14 protein-coding genes and 1 riboswitch are annotated in these 20,097 nt (G+C 38.7%); of the genes, 10 read left to right on the top strand and 4 right to left on the bottom strand.

What is annotated here, in order from left to right; all coding sequences use genetic code 11:
• Positions 1–194 precede the first annotated feature (194 nt).
• The 8 genes from MM236_RS06435 to MM236_RS06400 all read left to right on the top strand — a co-directional run bounded on the left by MM236_RS06435 (position 195) and on the right by MM236_RS06400 (position 10,981).
• Positions 195–1,424 (top strand): metallophosphoesterase family protein, encoded by a 1,230-nt coding sequence (locus tag MM236_RS06435; protein WP_241274123.1) that lies wholly within the window; start codon positions 195–197, stop codon positions 1,422–1,424.
• Positions 1,421–4,453 (top strand): AAA family ATPase, encoded by a 3,033-nt coding sequence (locus MM236_RS06430; RefSeq protein WP_241274122.1) that lies wholly within the window; start codon positions 1,421–1,423, stop codon positions 4,451–4,453. The genes MM236_RS06435 and MM236_RS06430 overlap by 4 nt, the downstream gene beginning before the upstream one ends.
• A 531-nt stretch (positions 4,454–4,984) precedes the next feature.
• Positions 4,985–6,079: a glycine cleavage system aminomethyltransferase GcvT gene (gene gcvT / locus MM236_RS06425; RefSeq protein ID WP_241274121.1), complete on the top strand. Its 1,095-nt coding sequence runs from the start codon at positions 4,985–4,987 to the stop codon at positions 6,077–6,079.
• A gap of 54 nt (positions 6,080–6,133) precedes the next feature.
• On the top strand, positions 6,134–6,859 hold the full coding sequence (locus MM236_RS06420) for a 2-phosphosulfolactate phosphatase (protein WP_241274120.1): 726 nt from the start codon (positions 6,134–6,136) through the stop codon (positions 6,857–6,859).
• A 100-nt stretch (positions 6,860–6,959) separates the two neighbouring features.
• Positions 6,960–7,886: a ribose-phosphate pyrophosphokinase gene (locus MM236_RS06415; protein ID WP_241274119.1), complete on the top strand. Its 927-nt coding sequence runs from the start codon at positions 6,960–6,962 to the stop codon at positions 7,884–7,886.
• 43 nt (positions 7,887–7,929) lie between these two features.
• Complete coding sequence (locus tag MM236_RS06410; RefSeq protein ID WP_241274118.1) at positions 7,930–8,502, top strand: 50S ribosomal protein L25/general stress protein Ctc; 573 nt, start codon at positions 7,930–7,932, stop codon at positions 8,500–8,502.
• 118 nt (positions 8,503–8,620) lie between these two features.
• A complete protein-coding gene (pth, locus tag MM236_RS06405) occupies positions 8,621–9,181 on the top strand; it encodes an aminoacyl-tRNA hydrolase (protein WP_241274117.1) in 561 nt (186 codons plus the stop codon).
• Between the two features lie 317 nt (positions 9,182–9,498).
• Positions 9,499–9,602: riboswitch (SAM riboswitch) on the top strand.
• Between the two features lie 209 nt (positions 9,603–9,811).
• Complete coding sequence (locus MM236_RS06400) at positions 9,812–10,981, top strand: O-succinylhomoserine sulfhydrylase (RefSeq protein WP_241274116.1); 1,170 nt, start codon at positions 9,812–9,814, stop codon at positions 10,979–10,981.
• A 273-nt stretch (positions 10,982–11,254) separates the two neighbouring features.
• Here the strand turns inward: MM236_RS06400 and MM236_RS06395 are convergent, their stop codons facing one another.
• Positions 11,255–12,154, bottom strand: a complete 900-nt coding sequence (locus MM236_RS06395) for a mechanosensitive ion channel family protein (protein WP_241274115.1) — start codon at positions 12,152–12,154, stop codon at positions 11,255–11,257.
• Positions 12,155–12,381: 227 nt separating this feature from the next.
• On the opposite strand from MM236_RS06395, the gene MM236_RS06390 reads away from it, so the two are divergent.
• Positions 12,382–15,330: a DNA polymerase III subunit alpha gene (locus tag MM236_RS06390; protein WP_241274114.1), complete on the top strand. Its 2,949-nt coding sequence runs from the start codon at positions 12,382–12,384 to the stop codon at positions 15,328–15,330.
• A 628-nt stretch (positions 15,331–15,958) separates the two neighbouring features.
• Here MM236_RS06390 and MM236_RS06385 read toward each other — a convergent pair.
• Complete coding sequence (locus MM236_RS06385) at positions 15,959–17,191, bottom strand: sensor histidine kinase (protein WP_241274113.1); 1,233 nt, start codon at positions 17,189–17,191, stop codon at positions 15,959–15,961.
• Between the two features lie 145 nt (positions 17,192–17,336).
• Here MM236_RS06385 and MM236_RS06380 point away from each other — a divergent pair, with 145 nt between their 5' ends.
• Positions 17,337–17,807, top strand: a complete 471-nt coding sequence (locus MM236_RS06380; protein WP_241274112.1) for a Dps family protein — start codon at positions 17,337–17,339, stop codon at positions 17,805–17,807.
• 65 nt (positions 17,808–17,872) lie between these two features.
• Here the strand turns inward: MM236_RS06380 and MM236_RS06375 are convergent, their stop codons facing one another.
• Together MM236_RS06375 and MM236_RS06370 are read right to left on the bottom strand one after the other, a co-directional pair.
• Complete coding sequence (locus MM236_RS06375) at positions 17,873–19,186, bottom strand: ABC transporter permease (RefSeq protein ID WP_241274111.1); 1,314 nt, start codon at positions 19,184–19,186, stop codon at positions 17,873–17,875.
• Complete coding sequence (locus tag MM236_RS06370; protein ID WP_241274110.1) at positions 19,179–20,081, bottom strand: ABC transporter ATP-binding protein; 903 nt, start codon at positions 20,079–20,081, stop codon at positions 19,179–19,181. Before MM236_RS06370 ends, MM236_RS06375 begins: the two co-directional genes overlap by 8 nt.
• Between the last annotated feature and the right edge of the window lie 16 nt (positions 20,082–20,097).

The following is a 20,097-nucleotide window of genomic DNA, read 5'->3' as shown; positions in this document are numbered from 1 at the left end:
TTTATAACGAGACAAATCACCCCTAATTTAAGCCCTAGCCATACCTGTATGCCTGAGACAGAATAGAATTCTTGTCAGCTACAGTCAATTAATAAAATTGTACTTGGAAGAGAAGCACCAAGCTGATAACTTTAAATTCAATTACGAATAGATTTAGAATATTTTCATAAAAATCTACAGAATACTTTTCAGCTATGATCAAAATCCTACACACAGCAGATTGGCACCTAGGCAAAAGAATACAGGACTTCTCCAGAATGGAAGAACAAAAACTCGCCCTAGAAGAAATCATCCAAATCGCAGATGAACAGCAAGTTGACCTTGTTCTGCTAGCTGGTGATATTTTTGACAGCTTCAATCCCAGCCATGAAGCGGTGGAATTACTCTACAAAACACTGAGAAAACTATCCAAAAATGGAGAAAGACCGATCATCGCCATCTCTGGAAATCATGACAGCACCCAATTCGTCGAAGCACCAGATCCACTTGCTCGGGAAATGGGCATCTTTTTCTATAGCAGGTATGACTCTATCATTCCTGTTGGTAAATTGGAAAATGGAATAGAAGTCTTGAATTCGGAATCAGGATTTGTCGAAATCAAACTTCCACAACACAGCGAACCTATCCGAATCATCCTAGCACCCTATGCCAATGAAGTTTTACTCAAGACCTATCTAGGTGAAGAAGATCGGGAAAATGAAATGCGAAATATCCTTGCTAACAAGTGGCAAACTTTAGCTGACAAGTACTGTGACCAAAATGGAATAAACCTATTTACCGGACACTTTTTCTTTGTCAAAGAAGGTGAAAAACCAGAACCTGAGCCTGAAAGTGAACGCCCAATTTTGCATGTCGGGGGAGCACAGGCCCTTTACACTTCAAACATACCCTCTGAAATCCAATATGCTGCCCTTGGTCATTTGCACAGATACCACGCCGTAAGCAAATCCCCTGTTCCGGCAGTATATTCAAGCTCTCCACTTGCCTATTCATTTAGCGAAGCTGATCAAGAAAAAAAGGTCGTAATCATCCAAGCAGAACCTAACAAAGATGTGGACTATGAAGCAATTACACTCAAAGAAGGGCGTCCTTTGTTCAGAAAGCGATTTGAAAATCTTGCAGATACTTTATTTTGGCTTGAAGAAAACCCATATTGCTTTGTGGAAATCACCTTTGCCACGGAGCATGCGATCGATGCTGCTACGCGAAAAGCCATCATGAAAGCTCACGATGGCATTGTGAACCTGATCCCCGAAATTCTCAACCCCAAAGGCCAAGAAAGTCTCAGCCTAAAAGTCGAAGACCTTGGCAAAGATATGGTGTCACTTTTCAACATGTATTACAAAAGTGAAAAAGGTCAGGAACCCAACACTGAACTAATAGACATTTTTAAGGAAGTAATCAGCCAAAACGAAGATTTATGATCCCTATCAAACTGGAAATACAAGGACTTTACTCTTATAAAGAAAAGCAAACAATAGAATTTGACCAACTGACCGCTGCGGGTTTGTTTGGGATTTTTGGAGCTGTAGGAAGTGGAAAATCATCGATTTTGGAAGCTGTGTTACTTGCTCTCTATGGAAGCACTGAGCGGCTTTCGGATCGAGGTGAAAAAAACAGTATGGTCAATCTTCAAAGCGAGAGTTTATTGATCAATTTTGAATTCAAAGCAGGGAAAAACAACAGGAGCACCTACATCGCAAGATACAGTGCCAAACGAAATCCCAAGAAGTTTGATGATGTCAAGCCAGCCGAACATACTTTTTATCTCAAAACTGATTCAGATCTCGAGCCCCTTACTATTCGTGGGGAAGAAATTTTGGGAATGAAAAAGGAGCATTTCAAGCAGACTGTGATCATTCCGCAGGGTAAATTCAAGGAATTTATTGACCTTACTCCTGGTCCTAGAGCTGAGATGATGAAGGAATTGTTTGGACTGGAAAGGTTTGACCTAAGTCATAAAACTAGCAGTCTTCTGAAAAATGTCATGCATGAAAAGACAATTCAAAAAACACATTTGGATATTTTGGAAGGCTACACAGATGAGCTTTTGGAAGAAAAAGAAAAAGAAATCAAACGCATAGCTGATCAGGCAGGTGTTTTGGAAAAAGAATTTCAAATAGCCGATACCACTTTCAAAAAACAAGAACAAATCCAAACGCTATTCCTTTCCTTACAAAAGTTCCAAAGAGAATATAGTGATTTGGAAGCCAAAAAACCTGAAATCGAAGAGAAAAAAACAATCTACAAGGATTTTCTCAAAGCAAAAACTTATCTCAAACCTGTCTGGGATCAAATCGAAGAGAAAAACAAAGAAATCGAAAAACACAAAGTGAGCCTAATTGATTGTGAGCGATTCAGGGAAAACTATATTCAGGAAATCAAACAAAAAGAACTGGAAGAAGCTGACTTAAAAGAAAAAGCAAACAAAAAATCAGAAAGAGAATCCAAGATCAGAGACTTGGAAAAAGTCAAAGAAATCCAAGAAATCCAACAAAAGATCAAGGAATCTGAAAAGAAAATTGAAGTAATAGAGCCTACACTTGAGACAAAAAAATCTGCTCAACTAGCGCTAGAAGCTAAAATAAATTCTCTGGAAGAAGAACTGGACAAAAATCAGATCCCAGATAGCAATCAGCTTGCTGAACTCAAAAGTGCCGTAAAAGACTGGGAAACGTGGACAAAATCCAAAAAAGACTCAAATGCGCAAATCGAAGATCTGGAAACTTCTGTAAAGAGTCTCCAAAATGTCATTGATTCAATCAAAGAAAAAATCCCTCCCCAAGAATCCACATTCGATTCGTGGATGGCGACTCTGAAAAATAAGATCAAAGACCTTGAAATAGAAAGAAACAAACTGACTCAAAAGAAAGGACTTAATGCACATATTCACCTTTTGGAAGATGGTAATCCATGTCCTCTATGTGGATCTTTGAGCCACCCAAATCCACTCAGCGATGATGCTGAAGACCATTATTTTTCTCAAATAGAATTCGAAATAGAAAAGACCAAAAACCATTTAGAGGAAGTTATGACCCTTTCTCAAAAACTGGTAGAATCCAATTTCAAAAAAGAAACTTTCGAGCAACAACTTCAATCAAAAAAATCTGATCTTCAAAGTTTTGAAAATCAAATCAAAGACTTGGAGCAAAGTCTTAAGCAACAAAAGCTTGATGATATCCAAGCTGTAAGGTCTTTTCTCCAAAACACTGAAAACGAAATCGAAAAACGTAACAGTCAGAACAAACAGCTTAAAAGTTGGAGAAAAAACTGGCAAGAAGAGAAAGTCAAGCTCGAAGCAGATGACCAACAATACCAAGAGCTAAAGCAAGGACTACTGACACTTCACTCCCTTCAAAACTCAAAAAGAAATGACATTAAGGACTTGGGGTTTTGCCAAGCCTTTTTCGAAAAAGATGCGGCAAGTATCCTCCTTACTATCCAAAAGGTCCAAATGGATATTGACAAAACAGCTGACCTTCTAAATGGTATCCAAAAAGTGTTGGTTGAAATTCGGGCTAAGCAAGCTACTAATTTAGCTAATCTAGAAAACTCAAAAAAATCCCTCAAGGAAGCTGAGAATAAGATTCAAGAACTCAAAGCACTATTTTCCCAACTCAAAAATGAACATGGCTTTGAAGATGAGGAGAAATTATTTGAGCTTTTCCACCACAGACTAGATGCAGACAAAGTTGAGATTGAGATTAGAAATTTTGAACAGAGGGTTCATTTGGTAGAAACTCGGATAGAAGAAATCCAAAAAACAGAAGGCATCAGTGATTTCAACCAAGAATCATTCGAAGAATTGAAAAACACTTTGGATTCAAAAACAAAAGCACTGGATGCCATCAAAAAGGAGTTCACACTCTTAGACCGAGAGATCAAAGAAAGTGTAGAAAAGCTTGAAGAAAAAAAACGGATTCAGCAAACCTATGGAAAGTTGGAAAACAGGGAAAGCAATCTGCGAGAACTAGAAAAGCTCTTCAAAGGCAGTGGATTTGTAAAATACGTGAGTTCGATCTATCTCAAGGAACTCTGCAATACTGCCAATATCAGATTCAACAAACTCACCAAAAACAGCCTGAGTTTGGAAATTGATGACAACAACACTTTCTGGGTTATTGATTATCTCAATGGTGGCAAAAAAAGGCTCCTCAAAACCCTTTCCGGCGGTCAGACTTTCCAAGCGTCATTGTGTCTCGCTTTGGCTTTGGCTGAGAAAGTCAAATCTCTCAACGAAGCAGATCAAAGTTTCTTCTTCTTGGATGAGGGCTTTGGCGCTTTGGATAGGAATTCCCTCAGAGTAGTCTTCGAAACCCTCAAAGCCTTACGTCACGAAAACAGAGTTGTTGGCATCATCTCCCACGTCGAAGAGCTCCAACAAGAGATCGAAGTCTATGCAAAAATTGAGTTGGATGCAGAGAAAGGCAGTCAGGTAAGATATTCTTTTTGAAAAGAAATAAGACACAAGATATGAGACGCAAGACGAAGTTTGACAAAGAAATGAAAATATGCCCTGTAAGGGCAACCGACAATAACATTGGGTTGAAACCCAATGCAATGGTAAATGTCTAAGTCACTTTTGCCCTGACAGGGCAATTGAATAGCTATCGGAAATGTAGAGAAATCAATAGAAAAAAGTGTCAAGTATTTTCTGGACGTGACAAAGATGATCTTGCCTGAATTTAGTTTACACATTAGTGTCTAGTTTCAGGTTTTGATTCTTCGTTTAATTGGATATCCCTTTTTATACTAGAGCCATTTAAAATATTGTTTGAAGTTTAAATCCGCTGTTGTCGGATGACCGTCGACTGTTGTCAGCATGAGATTAAACCTCGTTTGAGCCAACGACCATCATTGCGGATACTCATATAGTTCTGTTTTGAGTTTCCAAACTAAACAAAATATGTTGAAGAAAGAAGGATTCTGTTTTTTGTAATCCATGTTTATGGATTACCTTTGCCTCCTCAAGAAATAAACCCTTATGGAAGATAATATCAAAAAAATCCAACTTAATGACCTCCACGTAGCTCTTGGAGGAAAAATGGTCCCTTTTGCAGGTTATAATATGCCCGTACGTTATTCTTCGGATATCGAAGAGCATAAGACAGTCCGTGAAGGGGTAGGTGTTTTTGATGTTTCCCACATGGGTGAATTTATGGTCACAGGACCAAAAGCGCTAGATTTGATCCAAAAAGTAACTTCAAATGATGCCAGTAAATTGATAATCGGACAAGCTCAATATTCTTGTTTCCCAAATGAAAAGGGAGGTATTGTGGACGATTTGATTGTTTACAAATTTGAAGAAGAAAAATACATGCTGGTAGTAAATGCTTCAAACATCGAAAAAGACTGGGCATGGATCAATCAGCATAACACCATGGAAGCTGAATTGGAAAATATTTCCGATACCCTTTCACTTTTTGCCATACAAGGCCCAAAAGCTATAGAAGCTGTTCAATCACTCACTCCAGTCAATCTTTCGGAAGTGAAATTCTATCACTTTACAGTTGGTGAATTTGCAGGTGTGCAAGATGTAATCATCTCAGGCACTGGCTATACTGGTGCAGGAGGATTTGAGATTTATGTCAAAAATGAAGATGCAGAAAAGGTTTGGAAGGCAGTATTTGAAGCAGGAAAGGGTCTGAATATCAAACCAATTGGACTTGGTGCCAGAGATACTTTGAGACTTGAGATGGGCTATTGTCTTTATGGAAATGATATCAATGACGAAACATCTCCACTTGAAGCGGGTCTTGGTTGGATTACAAAATTCACCAAAGATTTCATCAACAGCGAAAATCTAAAGAAACAGAAAGAAGCTGGAGTGGACAAAAAACTTGTCGGATTTACTTTGCAAGAAAGAGGCATTCCTAGAGGCCACTATCCTATCGTAAATACTTCAGGGGAAGTGATCGGAGAAGTGACTTCGGGAACCCAGTCCCCATCAATGGGCATTGGTATTGGCATGGGATATGTCAAAACTGAATACGCTACCCCTGGAACAGAAATCGCCATAACGGTGAGAAATAAAAATTTGGCTGCAAAAGTCGAAAAACTTCCACTACTCAAAAAATAATATCTGACCCGCAAGCGCTAACTTTGGCTTTTGCGGGTTTTTTCATTTATAAAAATGACAAAAAAAATTGAAGTTTGCTTTACTCCGGAATTGATACATCTCCATCAGCTTGATGGGAAAATAATAGTGGTAGTGGATATTTTCCGTGCTACGACCACTATGATGGCTGCTTTGGCAAATGGTGTACTGAGCATTACTCCTGTAGAGAACCTAGAGATATGTAGAGAAATGTCCAAATCTGGCCACATTATCGCTGGAGAAAGAAATGGGATCATTGAAGAAGGCTTTGAATTGGGAAATTCCCCCCTTGCCTATCTCAACAATGCCTATTCGGGAAAAAAGATAGCCATGACCACCACAAATGGTACAGTTGCCATCGAAAAATCTAAGGAGAATTCTGCGGAAGTACTGATTGGTGCTTTCGTCAATCTAAGTGCTACAGCTGATTACTTGAAATCAAAAGAACACGATGTGCTGATCCATTGTGCGGGCTGGAAAGGTAAGTTCAACCTTGAAGATTCTTTGTATGCTGGGGCATTGGTAAGTTTGTTGTCTGAAGATTTCAAATTTGATTGTGATGGGGCTATTGCGATGAAAGCAATTTATGAAGCAAATCAATCAGACTTAAAGGAATTCCTTTCCCAAGCCTCCCATGCGAAGCGTCTTCAAAACCATAACATCGAAGCTGATATAGATTTTTGCCTTACCATTGACAAGTACGACATGATCGGAAAACTTCAAAACCAAGTACTTGTCTCTCAAAAAGTTGAATCAAATTAATAATTACATAGAAAGACTCTTCTTTCCAAAAGCTTACAAAAATCATTACCTTTACGAGTATCAAAATCATTTAGATCCATTCCAAAAACCTTCTTAAAACATGTCTGAGGTCAAACTCTTCTCCGGAACCAACAGCAAACAATTAGCAGAAAAAATCGCAAAGCACTATGGCAAGAGGCTTGGCGACTTGACGATGTCCAAATTTAGCGATGGTGAAATGTCACCTAGCTTCAATGAATCAGTGAGGGGTTGCACGGTATTTTTGATTCAATCTACAAACCCAAGTGCAGATAATCTATTAGAACTTTGCTTGATGATAGATGCCGCCAAAAGGGCAAGTGCATATAAAGTATGTGCAGTCATTCCTTATTATGGATACGCAAGGCAAGATCGTAAAGATCGTCCGAGAGTGTCGATAGCTGCCAAGCTTGTAGCCAACATATTGACATCTGCTGGTGCTGACAGAATTATGACATGCGACCTTCATGCAGGACAAATTCAGGGATTTTTTGATTTACCTTTGGATCATTTGAATGGTTCAGCTATCTTTGTGCCCTATTTGGAAAGGCTTGATACAAAAAACCTTATTTTTGCAGCTCCTGATGTAGGGGGTGTGGCAAGAGCTAGGTCTTATGCGAAGCATTTTGAAGTAGAAATGGTAGTCTGTGACAAGCACAGGAAAAGAGCCAATGAAGTAGCATCAATGCAAGTTATTGGTGATGTTGAAGGAAAAGATGTCGTATTGGTCGATGATTTGGTGGACACCGCAGGCACACTTTGCAAAGCAGCACAAATCATCATGGACAAAGGAGCATTATCTGTAAGGGCAATCGCTACTCATGGAGTATTATCTGGAAAAGCTTACGAAAACATTGAGAACTCAGTGCTTCAAGAGCTAGTAATCACAGATACAATACCAGTGAAACAATCATCTGAAAAAATCAGAGTGATTACTGTATCTGACTTGTTTGCCAAAGCAATACATGCCGTGACAGGAAACACCTCTATTTCAGCATTATTTATCTAAGAATTATTACTTAATTATTTATAAACAATCAATTTTAAAATTTATGAAATCTTTAGAGATTATAGGGTTTAAAAGAGCAAATCTCGAAAAAGGAGAGTTGAACCAAATCCGTGAGGAAGGTAATGTACCATGCGTAGTATATGGTCCAGGTATCAAGGAACAAATTCACTTCTATTCGCCTGCCATCCTTTTCAGAGACTTGATCTACACGCCAGAAGTTCACATGGTAGATTTGAACATCGAAGGAACAATGGTAAAAGCTATTCTAAGAGATGCTCAGTATCATCCAGTAAGTGAAGTATTGCTTCACGCTGACTTCTTAGCTTTCACTGAAGACAGAGAAATCAAAATGGATATCCCTGTTGAAATCAAAGGAAGTTCTCCAGGTATCATCAAAGGTGGTAAATTGGAAATGAAAGCTAGAACTTTGAAAGTAAAAGGTTTGGCTGCAAACCTTCCTGACAGAATCCCTGTTGACATTTCTCACCTAGACCTAGGTAAGTCAGTAAAAGTAAGTGAGCTTTCAGTAGAAGGTTTCGAAATTCTTACAAACCGTAATGTTTCTATCGCTACCATCGGTATCCCTAGAGCACTTAGAGGTAAAAAAGCTGAATAAGATCAACTTATCACAATATTTGGAAATCCTGCTTGTTCGCGAGCAGGATTTTTTATTTTTGTCCCAATATTTTCAAACCAAACTGTCAGGTTTAGTATAAGATTTAAGTATATAATAGATGAAATATTTGATCATTGGACTGGGAAACATAGGTCCCGAATATGAATTAACCCGTCATAATGTTGGATTCCTGACATTGGATAGGCTAGCAGATAAGCAAGGAGCTACATGGAAAAGTGGTAGGCTCGCTTTTACAACAGAGTTCAAGTACAAAGGGCGCCAATTTCATCTGATCAAACCAACCACCTATATGAATCTCAGTGGAAAAGCTGTGAACTATTGGATGAAAGAATTAGGTATCCCAAAAGAAAACATCCTAGTCATTGTAGATGATGTTGCATTACCCTTCGGAAAATTAAGAATGCGTGGAAAAGGCTCTGCAGCAGGACATAATGGGTTAAAAAACATTGAGGAATTGACAGGTGGACAAGATTACCCAAGATTGAAATTTGGAATTGGAGATGATTTTCCAAAAGGTAGACAGGTAGATTATGTATTGGGAAGATGGACTCCGAAGGAAATCGAAGAACTCCCAATATTCATGGACAAAGCGGTCGATATGATTGTGTCTTTCGCAACTATAGGGATCAATATGACAATGACTCAGTTTAATGATTAAAGGAATTTTAGATCTTAGATCTAAGATTTTAGATTTTAGATTTAAAAATGTTTCATCTATGAAATCAGGGACAGTTCCGGCAAATTTTAAATCTACCTTCTGAAATTTAAAATCAACCCACTATTTATATTTGGCAAATTAAAATCCGCGTACTTGCCTTCCCTCAGGGAGCTTTACACTACTTAAGGAAGGACCTGCGAGAACAAACCCAATTTAAAATCTAACTCCTAAAAATCAAAAATTAAGTAAAAATCAACTATTGCTTTTTTTTGATTTTCGGAAATTAGAGCTTTACTTTGTATTCACTTCAGTTTACTGATTTATAAAGAAGAGGTGAGAGAACAGGCTCAATGAACCTCTGGCAACCATCACATCCCAAGTGAAAGGTGCCAAAACCTGCCCTAAGTGGGAACTATAAATTAGATGTTATGTATATTTCTAATCAGTCTTTGCATGCTTTAAGATTCTTTTACATTATTAAAAATGTAAATAGAAATTTAGCATGTCTCCCTATCTTCAAACAGTATTTCCACTGTATTGCTATCATATTTCTAACTTGTTTCAGAAATATTAATCTTCAAATTTCTTACCCTATTCACTCATAACTAATTCAAAGTTAACTAATATACCATGTCTCACTTCGAAACAGATGCCATCAGAATAGGTTCTTCAAAATCTAACCAAAGAGAACACTCGGCTCCTTTATATCTTACATCCAGTTTTACATTTGACTCTGCCGAAGAAGCAAGGGCTATGTTTGCTGAGGAAATCCAAGGAAATATCTATTCCCGATATGCAAACCCAAACTCTTCTGAGCTCCTAGAAAAAGTCTGTGCAGCCGAAGGAACTGAAGACGGTATCGCTACAGCTTCTGGAATGGCGGCAATGTTTGGCAGTATTGCTTCGCTCCTGCAGCAAGGCGATCATATTTTGGCTTCAAGGTCTTTGTTTGGTTCTACCCATCAACTTCTGACAAGAGTTTTTCCAAAATGGGGGATCACTTCAACATACGGTGATATTTCTGACATTGCAAACTGGGAAAAATTGGTTCAGCCAAACACTAAAATGCTCTTTATTGAGACCCCTTCAAATCCAGGGTTGGAGATTATAGATTTGGAATGGGTTGGGAAATTTGCAGCAGCCCACAATTTAATTTTGGTGGTTGATAATTGCTTTGCTACACCTTACTTGCAACAACCTGCCAAATGGGGAGCACATATCGTGACGCATTCTGCCACTAAATACATTGATGGACAGGGAAGAGTTTTGGGAGGTTTGATCTTGGGTAAAAGTGAATTGATCAAAGAAGTACAATTCTTCACAAGACATACGGGTCCTTCTATTTCCCCGTTCAATGCCTGGATTTTAGCAAAAAGCATGGAAACATTAGCAGTAAGAATGGATAGGCACTGTGAAAATGCACTGTCGGTAGCGAAATATTTTCAAGAAAATAGGGATTTGGAATTTGTGAAGTATCCCTTTTTAGCTTCTCATCCACAATATGATTTGGCAAAAAAACAAATGAAACATGGTGGTGGAATCATCACTTTGAACCTAAAAGGTGGAATTGAAAGAGCACAAAGGTTTATTGATCAACTTCAAATGATATCTGTGACAGCCAATCTTGGGGACAGCAGAAGCATCATCACACACCCTGCATCTACAACACACAGCAAGCTAAGCGAGGAAGAAAGAGCTCAAGTCGGGATTTCAGATGGGCTTATCCGATTATCTGTTGGTTTGGAACACCAAGAAGACATCATCAAAGATGTGGAAAATGCATTGGAAAAATCAAGGTAAAAATAACATCTATATACAATATACTAATTTAGTTATATGGATATATGGAACTTTTCCACTAACTAAAGACAAGCCTGATTTAGCTTAGATCCGATATAAATTGATATTAGATACTCTTAGATATTGAACATAAGCAAGCAATCGACCATGGAATTAAAGCTACTGGCAAAAAAGCGTATAATCATATTTAGTTATTTCTATAAGCGCCAATTAATCAAACACTAAATGATTTCTTATCGAGTGGTATGAAAAAAAGTCAGCTAAAAAGAACAATTATTCCTTGCCTGAATTTTCAATAATCACAGAAGTAGTTGGATATACGATCTTGACATTTTGCTCTTCCCTAAATCGATCTAGAATGCTCTCTGTGATTAGGTGCTCGAAAAACCTTCGCTTTCTCGGATTGCACAAATAACGTAAGGAGAGTTGAATGCCCTTTTCGTGGATCTTTGCATATATAGTTGGTGTATATTGCGTAAAAGAAATAAAATGCTCCTTGTGTGCCCTCTTTAATGCGATCTGGATCCCCTTATACTCTTTTCTAAAAATCTCATCAAGCATTTCGTTTAAGATCAATTTGGCACGTTTGTAATCTGAATTCAAGCTGATATTGATCCTCTGCTCATTCCAAATATAATCAAAACCCTGACTGTAGTTGGCCTGTGGCGCTGAGAAAACCATCCCATTGGGAACATGGATTATCCTTCCAGTACTTTGTTCGGCATCTACCCAGTTGCCCACCTCCAATATACTAAACTGAAAAAACCTTGTATCAACCACATCGCCTTTGAATTCTCCGATTTGGATCCTATCACCAATATCAAAAGGTCTTCTCCAAAGAATAAACATCCAACCGGCGATATTTACAAAGATATCTTTCAATGCAATTGCAATCCCTGCTGATAGCAAACCCAAAAACGTTGTGATTGATTGGAAATTGCTAATCCAAATATTTCCTATCAGCAAAAACCCCAAAAACACGATGGTGTATTGCACTGTTTTTCTCCAGTGATAGAATTTTTTGAGCTCGGTCTCTTCCCTCTTAGACCCGATTATCTTGAATGCACCTTTTTTGATCAACCATAGAGTCAAAACAATTAAAATAGTCTTATAGGCATTCCATCTCAACTCATATTCAATGATGCCATTTAGATAATCAATCCATTCTTCCATATCCTTAAAAATTCATTATTTATACATACACTTTTATCAACATACAATTTCATCCATTTTATTGGCAGTCCAAAAACTTTCATCGACAATTTTCTCCACAAGCTTGTATCTATCAATTTATAATGATTAAATTATAAACACCAAAATGTTTATAAAATTGACATTCCCGACAACATAAACATGTAATACCGACCAAAGGAATCCTGATTTCACAAAGTAGAATCTATATGTTCATCAACAGCCACTCTTACTATAGCTTCAAATATGGCACTCTCTCCATAACCGAACTGATCGATGAGGCTAAAAGCAAAAAGCTCGACGCTCTTGCATTGACCGATATCAATTGCGTAGCAGGTGTATTTCCTTTTATCAGAGAAGCACAAAAAAGAGGCATCCACCCTGTGATCGGTATTGATTTCAGAAATGGATCAAAGCAACAGTACATTGGTTTGGCAAAAAACCAGGAAGGTTTTCATGAACTAAACCTCCACCTATCACAGCACAGGGTCAAGGGTTTTTCTTTTGGAGAAAAGGCACCTTCATTCCAAAATAGCTTTATCATCTATCCACTTCCTGAAAAAGTATTTACCCTTCGGGAAAATGAGTTTATCGGTATCCATCCCCATCAACTCAACAGAATCGCTAAATCCGCTTGGTTTCGGTACAAAGACAAACTTGTCTTGCTTCAGCCTGCTACTTTTAGCTCCAAGCTTCATTTCAATGCCCATCGTCTTCTCAGGGCAATCGATGGCAACACATTGCTCAGCAAACTAAAAACCGAAGAACAGGGAGATATCAGCGACATGCTCTACAGCTATGCCGACATGGTGGCCCGCTGTGAAGGACATAGCTACCTGCTTTACAATGCCCAAAAACTCTTGGAACAATGTCAATTCTCATTTTATTTCCAAGCTGTCAAAAACAAAAGAGACATCCTCGGATCAGACTGGGAGGATTACGATTACCTCAGGCAGGAAACATTCAAAGGTGCATTGGGAAGATATCCTGAGCTCAGTCCTGAGATCAGCTCAAGAATAGAAAAAGAACTACTCCTTATTCAGCAAAAAGGCTTCGTGTCCTATTTTTTGATCAACTATGACATTATCAAATTTGCCCACAGCAGAAACTTCTATCACGTGGGCAGAGGCAGTGGTGCAAATAGCATTGTAGCATATTGCCTGTATATCACTGATGTAGACCCGATAGAGCTAGACCTCTACTTTGAGCGATTTATCAATTTATACAGGGAAAACCCACCCGATTTTGACCTGGACTTCAGCTGGACGGATCGTGATGAAGTGACGGGCTATATTTTTGACAAATACAATACAGAAACCCACGAACATGTCGCACTCTTGGGGTCCTACAGCACCTTTCAGTCCAATTCGATGCTACGCGAACTTGGAAAAGTCTTCGGACTTCCAAAAACCGAAATCGAATCCCTCATCTATCACGCTGCCAAACCTGATTACATCCCTGATCAGTACGGGAAAATAATCATCAAATATAGTAAAGTCCTCCACGGCATGCCCTCGCACTTGACTATCCATGCCTGTGGAATACTGATTTCCCACAAACCCATACATTACTATACCGCTACAGAGATGCCTCCCAAGGGATTTCCTCTCGCACATATTGACATGCATACAGCTGAAGATATTGGCTTGCACAAGTTTGACATCCTCTCCCAGCGGGGTCTGGGCCATATCAAAAGTGCCATGGAGATCATCTATCAAAATCAAGGTGTAAAAGTGGACATCCGCCAAGTGGAACAATTCAAAAAAGATCCAAAAATCAAGGAGCACCTCAGAAAAGGCCATACAATCGGGGCTTTTTATGTAGAATCTCCCGCCATGCGTATGCTGCTGGCCAAGATGAAAGCAGACGAATACCTAGAGCTCGTGGCTGCCAGCTCCATCATACGCCCGGGTGTGGCGCGTTCGGGAATGATGCGCGAGTACATTCTCAGGCATGTCGATCACGAGCGGAGAAAAACCGCCCATCCCGTTATGGTCGATATCATGCCCGAAACTTACGGTATCATGGTCTATCAAGAGGACGTGATCAAAGTGGCCCACTACTTTGCAGAACTTAGCCTGTCAGAAGCAGATGTGCTGCGTCGAGGTATGAGTGGAAAATCCAGATCAAAAGACGAATTCCAAAGGGTCAAAGATCAGTTTTTTAGCAATTGCCAAAGACTGGGAAGAGACCAAAAGATCACCAAAGAAGTATGGCATCAGATCGAGAGTTTTGCTGGCTATTCGTTTGCCAAAGGGCACTCTGCTTCCTTTGCCGTGGAGAGCTATCAGAGCTTGTATCTGAAAGCTTACTTCCCATTGGAATTTATGGTCGGGGTGATCAATAATTTTGGAGGATTCTATCATACCGAATTCTACATCCACGAATTGCGGATGAACGGCGCAGACATCCAAGCTCCACATATCAACGAAAGCAATTACTTGACGCGTATCAGTGAAAAAATGGTCTATCTTGGCTTTATTCACTTAAAGTTTTTAGAGAAAAACAGCATTGATAAAATCCTCAACGAAAGACAGGAGCATGGCCATTTTCTTGGTTTGGCTGATTTTGTTGCACGGGCAAACATTAGCTTGGAGCAGCTATTGATCTTGATTCGGATAGGATGCTTTCGCTTTACGGAAAAAAGCAAGCAGACCTTGCTCTGGGAAGCACACTTTATCCTCAACAAACGCAAGACTGTAAATACAGCCAACGAGCTTTTCAAGCAAGCTGGCTTTCGGGAACTTGAAGTTCCCGAGCTAGAAGACGCAGATGTAAGGCAAGAGATCGTAGACCAGATCGAAATATTAGAATTTCCCCTAGACTCACCTTTCCATCTAGTCAAGGATCAGACCGTCTTCAGCATCAAGGCTCAAGACCTGAAGCAGTACTTGGGTAAGTCTGTACAGATAGTCGGCTATCTGGTTACGATCAAATACACCAGAACTGTAAAGGGAGATGTGATGAATTTTGGGACTTTTATAGACCGGGAAGGAGATTGGATTGACACAGTACATTTCCCTCCTGTGGTCAAAAAGCACCCTTTCAAAGGACGTGGCATCTATTTGATCAAAGGCAAAGTGACCCAAGAATTTGACTTTTACAGTATCGAAGTAGAAAGCTGCGAAAGGATGGCTTATTGGAATGCGGCGGATTGAGTGGGTAGGTGGCTCAATTCATCATACTTGAACAGTCTTCAGACTATTACTTTAAGAAAGAAGTCCTTGGACTGCTAATGCAAAGGCCCAAGATTAAGTCTTGCACCAATTTGAGACTATACTTTACTCTTTCAAAAAACTCCTCAAATCCAATTGTTTGATTCCATCGAAAGTATTGCCATCAAACCTTTCCATCGTAATGACAGTCTTAAGGTAGTTGTCTTTGATTTTTGAGGTATCGAAACATTTTATGTAATTATGATTACAACATCAACCAAATATACTGTAACCCTAATTACAACTTATTCACATAAGTTTAAAGTTGTAATTATGATTAAAACTTTAAACTTAACAACTATCCCGAAGAATATCTGTCCGATACAGATGGATTTGAAAATAGCAAGTACAAGTCTTCAAAACAACACAGCTGCCTTTTACCTTCCCAAGTATCAGAATTGGAACCCATACGACCAGCTGAACTTCCTTTGCTGACCGTAGATTCTAAAAATTTTGATAAATCGGTTGAGTATAGTACCTTAGTAGCTGTAAGGTTTAATAAATGGAAAGATTTGACAATCTCTGGTTGTTTTATCTTTTATCTGGGCTTCTTTGAAGCCTTTTTTATTTATCAAAAACTGAAAAAATTCTCTTTGGTTTTCTCATCCATCTGTTCCTTCACTCCATTTAGAACAATACGAAAGGTAGTCCCTTTCCCAACTTCTGATGTTTTTACAAAAACCTTCCCTTGGTGATAGCCTTCTATAATTCGCTTAGCCAAAGTCAACCCAAGTCCCCAACCTCTTTTCCGAGTCGAAAACCCAGGGTTAAAGACTTTCTTGTACATATTTTTTTCCATCCCTCTCCCATTGTCAGTAATGTCGACAATTACATATTGCTCACTTTCCTTCACAATATCAATTGAGATTTTACCTTGACCTTTCATGGCATCTACTGCATTTTTACAGATATTCTCTATTACCCATTCGAAAAGAGGTTTGTTGATCATGGCTTCGATATCTCTCGCATATCCATTTACATTCATTTCCACTTTACTGGATATCCTAGGTCTGAGATAAGTGATTGCATCATCTACCACTTTGAATACATTTTCAGACACAATCACCGGCTTGCTCCCTATGGAGCTGAATCTTTCGGTCACCATTCTCAACTTGATGACATCCTTGTCCATTTCTTGGATTACTTCTTTGTTTTCTTCCCAAACTGGGGAATTTTTGAGGTAGTCTATCCACGCCATAAGCGATGCTATAGGAGTACCTAGCTGGTGCGCTGTTTCTTTTGTGAGTCCAGCCCAGACTTGGTTTTGCTCAGCAATCTTTGATTGGTTGAAGACAGCATACGCCAATATACCAAAGACAATAATCACTGCCAATTGTACATAGGGATAGTATCTCAAGGAAGTAAGCAATTCAGAATTTCTATAAAAAATAAAAGAACCATTCTCCATTTGGATGGGTTCGTAATCTTGCTTCATCTTCTGCAGCTCAGATTTGAGGACTTCTAATTTGTCTTCTTCTGTAGCCCTTTTCCCAAACTTGATATTCTTATACTCCCCAGGATTCCCATACTCGTCCATGATTATCAAGGGAATGGAGTTGTTTTGCTGGATGATTTCTTGATTGATAAAGGTCAAATTGTCAGTATAAATCGAAGCATACTCCAAGGCTCTTGCCAAAAGCTCGATTTGCCTCTTTTCTCGCTCTTTGAGTTCCTCGACCAGATTATTTGTATAGTAGATGGAGCCAAAACTTATCACGACTGAACAAATAAATATCAACCATTTGATCCTGCTTTTATTCTGATAAAAATCTAAAGTGGTAAATTCGTGAAGGGTATTCTTCATTTGGCAACTCTAATTGGATTTGAGGGTAACATTATAGAGAACTCGATATTTCGATAGTTATTATCAATCGGACAAAATTTACTTTGATTGACTATGGCTTTATATTTGTTCTTAAAGTGTACACAGAAACCAAAAATATAATAAAATGAGCACAAACGATATAGGATTAGAAATAAAAGACAGTAAAAAATTAGTTAAAAAGCTAAATAGCCTTTTGGCGAATTATGAAATTTACTATCAAAACTTAAGAAACTTCCACTGGAACGTGTCAGGCCCTAATTTCTTTGAACTTCATGCGAAGTTTGAAGAGTTGTACAACGAGGCGAATTTGGGAATTGATGAGACTGCGGAAAGGATTTTGACGCTTGGAGAAAGACCACTTTCTTCTTTTGAGGAATATATCAAAAATTCAGAAATCAAAGAAGCCAAAGAAATCACCGATGCAAAGAAAATGGTGGAAACTGTAAGGGAAAACCTGAATGTACTTTTGAAGCTCGAAAGAGAAGCGCTTGATACAGCCTCTGAGCAGAATGATGAAGGAACGGTTGACTTGATGAGTGGATACATCACTGGAAAAGAGAAAGTAGTTTGGATGCTTTCTGCTTACTTGAAGTAATCGATTGAATTTTAAAAGATCAAAAGAATAAAATCAAAAAGCCCGATTAGTTTCGGGCTTTTTGATTAGTCCATTTTTATCCATTTCCACAAAGTTTTGTAATTCACCTTACTCCCGTGCATGAGTATACCGATTTTATAAATTTTTCCTGCAAACCAAGTTGTAGACAAAAACCCAATTATCAATAGGGACATTGACAAAGCGAGGTCGAAGAATGGCACCCCGTAACTGGCTCTTCCCATCATTGCAATCGGAGAAGTAAAAGGGACAATTGACAGCCAAAATGACACATTGCTATTGGGATCATCAAGCACAAAAACAAATAAACCCAAATAAGCGATCAATAAAGGTATGGTCACAGGCAGCATAAATTGTTGTGCATCGGAAGGCGTATCTACAGCAGCACCTATCGCAGCAAAGAATGACCCATACAACAAATACCCTCCTATAAAATAAAAGACAAAGGTCAATGCTATCTTGACAAAATTAATCCCCCCAATAACCTGAATAATTTCAGAATAATCATTATTGATGTTCATATTTGACATCTCAGTCATGGCTGGACTTGCAAGTTCCATGGCTGTTTGTTGTGGCATTTGCATACCAAAATACCCTATCACTATACTAGAGACACCTGCTATGAGCATCAACCAAATCAGGAACTGAGTCAGTCCTACTGCTCCTATCCCAATTATTTTTCCTAACATCAACTGAAAGGGCTTGATCGAGGATACCAAAATTTCAATGATTCTACTAGATTTTTCTTCAATAACCCCTTGCATGATCTGATTGCCATAGACAAAAATGAATATGTAAATTAGGATCCCGGTAAAAAAACCTATTCCATAGTTAATTGTGGCGTCATTAATCTTTTCATTTCCCGAATTATCGAGGGTAATTGATTGAATACTCACGCGCGTCCTGTAGGCATCCAGTACTTTGGGATCTATTCCTGATTCCATCATACGCTGTTCTTCTATCCTTCTTTTCAAACTGGATTCCAGGTCAGCGATAAAAGTCATACTTGGATTGGTCTCTCCGAAATAAGTAATCCCTGTAGGACTGTCAAGTTGGATTTTTGGGATATACAAAAAGCCGAATCTTTCCCCCGATTGAACCTGACGCTTGCCTTCATCAATAGCTACTTTGGAAAAAGAAAAGGCATACTGATCTCTGCTTTCTAAGAAAAATAGATTATTGTCATCAACGACTTCAATGATTCTCAAAGAAGCTCCCTTCTCTTCCCCCACAGCAATCCAAAGAAATATCCCCATTACAGTTGGGAAAATCAAAGGCGTCAGAATAGTCGCAAGCAAAAATGATTTCTTTTTTACCCTCGCCAAATACTCTCTTTGAATCACTAGAAAAACCTTATTCATAAGAATGGGATTTGATTTGTTGGATGAAAATCTCTTCCATAGTCGGGATTATTTCGGAGAAACCTTGAACCTCCCCTATTGCTATCATTTCATTCAATAACACATTTGGGCTTTTTTCCTGAAGTGGCACTTCAAATATCATCTGGTTATCAGCAGTAATTGATTTCCACTCTTTTGGCACTTCTAGATCACCATAAGGCTCCAAAATCACTTTATAGATTTTTTTTCTGAATTTCCTCTTTACTTCTAAAAGTCCACCGCTTAGAATCAATTTGGACTGATGTATCATTGCTATATGATCACACAAAAGCTCGATGGATTCCATTCTATGGGTTGAGAGAACTATTGTAATGCCCTTTTTTCTCAATTCCAAAATCTCGTTCTTGATCAATTCAGCATTGACAGGATCAAATCCAGAAAAAGGTTCGTCCAATATCAATAGCTCTGGTTCGTGAATCACAGTGGCTATAAATTGGATTTTCTGAGCCATCCCCTTCGATAGATCCTCAATCTTCTTTTCTCTCCATGATTGTATTTCCAATTTGTCAAGCCAATAATTCACTTTGGTTTTTGCTTCCTGAAGTGGCATTCCCTTCAATCTGGCAAAATAGATCAATTGATCCCAAACTTGCATTTTCTTATATAACCCTCTTTCCTCTGGCAAATAGCCGATGAAAGGAATGTGCTTGGACTGCAATTTCTCATTGTTGAAAAAAATTTCACCTGAGTCTCTATCGATGATTTGATTGATGATTCGGATCAAAGTTGTCTTGCCAGCACCATTTGGCCCTAACAAACCAAATATTGAGCCTTTGGGTATAGAAAGACTTACATCTTGGAGCGCGATGTGATTTTCGTAGGCTTTATGGAGGTGATGGACTTCTAAAATATTCAAGGTGATTGCTTTTCCT

The sequence above is a fragment of the Belliella calami genome, from assembly GCF_022549695.1.
Classification (GTDB): Bacteria; Bacteroidota; Bacteroidia; order Cytophagales; family Cyclobacteriaceae; genus Belliella; species Belliella calami.
The sequence above is the reverse complement of the archived record's forward strand: the minus strand, read 5'-3'. Positions and strand labels throughout refer to the sequence as shown.

What these genes read in the sequence shown, in the direction of transcription:
- pth (WP_241274117.1), top strand. Translation starts at nt 8,621, where the DNA reads ATGAAATATTTGATCATTGGACTGGGAAACATAGGTCCCGAATATGAA.
- MM236_RS06420 (WP_241274120.1), top strand. Translation starts at nt 6,134, where the DNA reads ATGACAAAAAAAATTGAAGTTTGCTTTACTCCGGAATTGATACATCTC.
- MM236_RS06415 (WP_241274119.1), top strand. Translation starts at nt 6,960, where the DNA reads ATGTCTGAGGTCAAACTCTTCTCCGGAACCAACAGCAAACAATTAGCA.
- MM236_RS06380 (WP_241274112.1), top strand. Translation starts at nt 17,337, where the DNA reads ATGAGCACAAACGATATAGGATTAGAAATAAAAGACAGTAAAAAATTA.
- MM236_RS06375 (WP_241274111.1), bottom strand. Translation starts at nt 19,186, where the DNA reads ATGAATAAGGTTTTTCTAGTGATTCAAAGAGAGTATTTGGCGAGGGTA.
- MM236_RS06435 (WP_241274123.1), top strand. Translation starts at nt 195, where the DNA reads ATGATCAAAATCCTACACACAGCAGATTGGCACCTAGGCAAAAGAATA.
- MM236_RS06410 (WP_241274118.1), top strand. Translation starts at nt 7,930, where the DNA reads ATGAAATCTTTAGAGATTATAGGGTTTAAAAGAGCAAATCTCGAAAAA.
- MM236_RS06390 (WP_241274114.1), top strand. Translation starts at nt 12,382, where the DNA reads ATGTTCATCAACAGCCACTCTTACTATAGCTTCAAATATGGCACTCTC.
- MM236_RS06430 (WP_241274122.1), top strand. Translation starts at nt 1,421, where the DNA reads ATGATCCCTATCAAACTGGAAATACAAGGACTTTACTCTTATAAAGAA.
- MM236_RS06400 (WP_241274116.1), top strand. Translation starts at nt 9,812, where the DNA reads ATGTCTCACTTCGAAACAGATGCCATCAGAATAGGTTCTTCAAAATCT.
- gcvT (WP_241274121.1), top strand. Translation starts at nt 4,985, where the DNA reads ATGGAAGATAATATCAAAAAAATCCAACTTAATGACCTCCACGTAGCT.
- MM236_RS06395 (WP_241274115.1), bottom strand. Translation starts at nt 12,154, where the DNA reads ATGGAAGAATGGATTGATTATCTAAATGGCATCATTGAATATGAGTTG.
- MM236_RS06385 (WP_241274113.1), bottom strand. Translation starts at nt 17,191, where the DNA reads ATGAAGAATACCCTTCACGAATTTACCACTTTAGATTTTTATCAGAAT.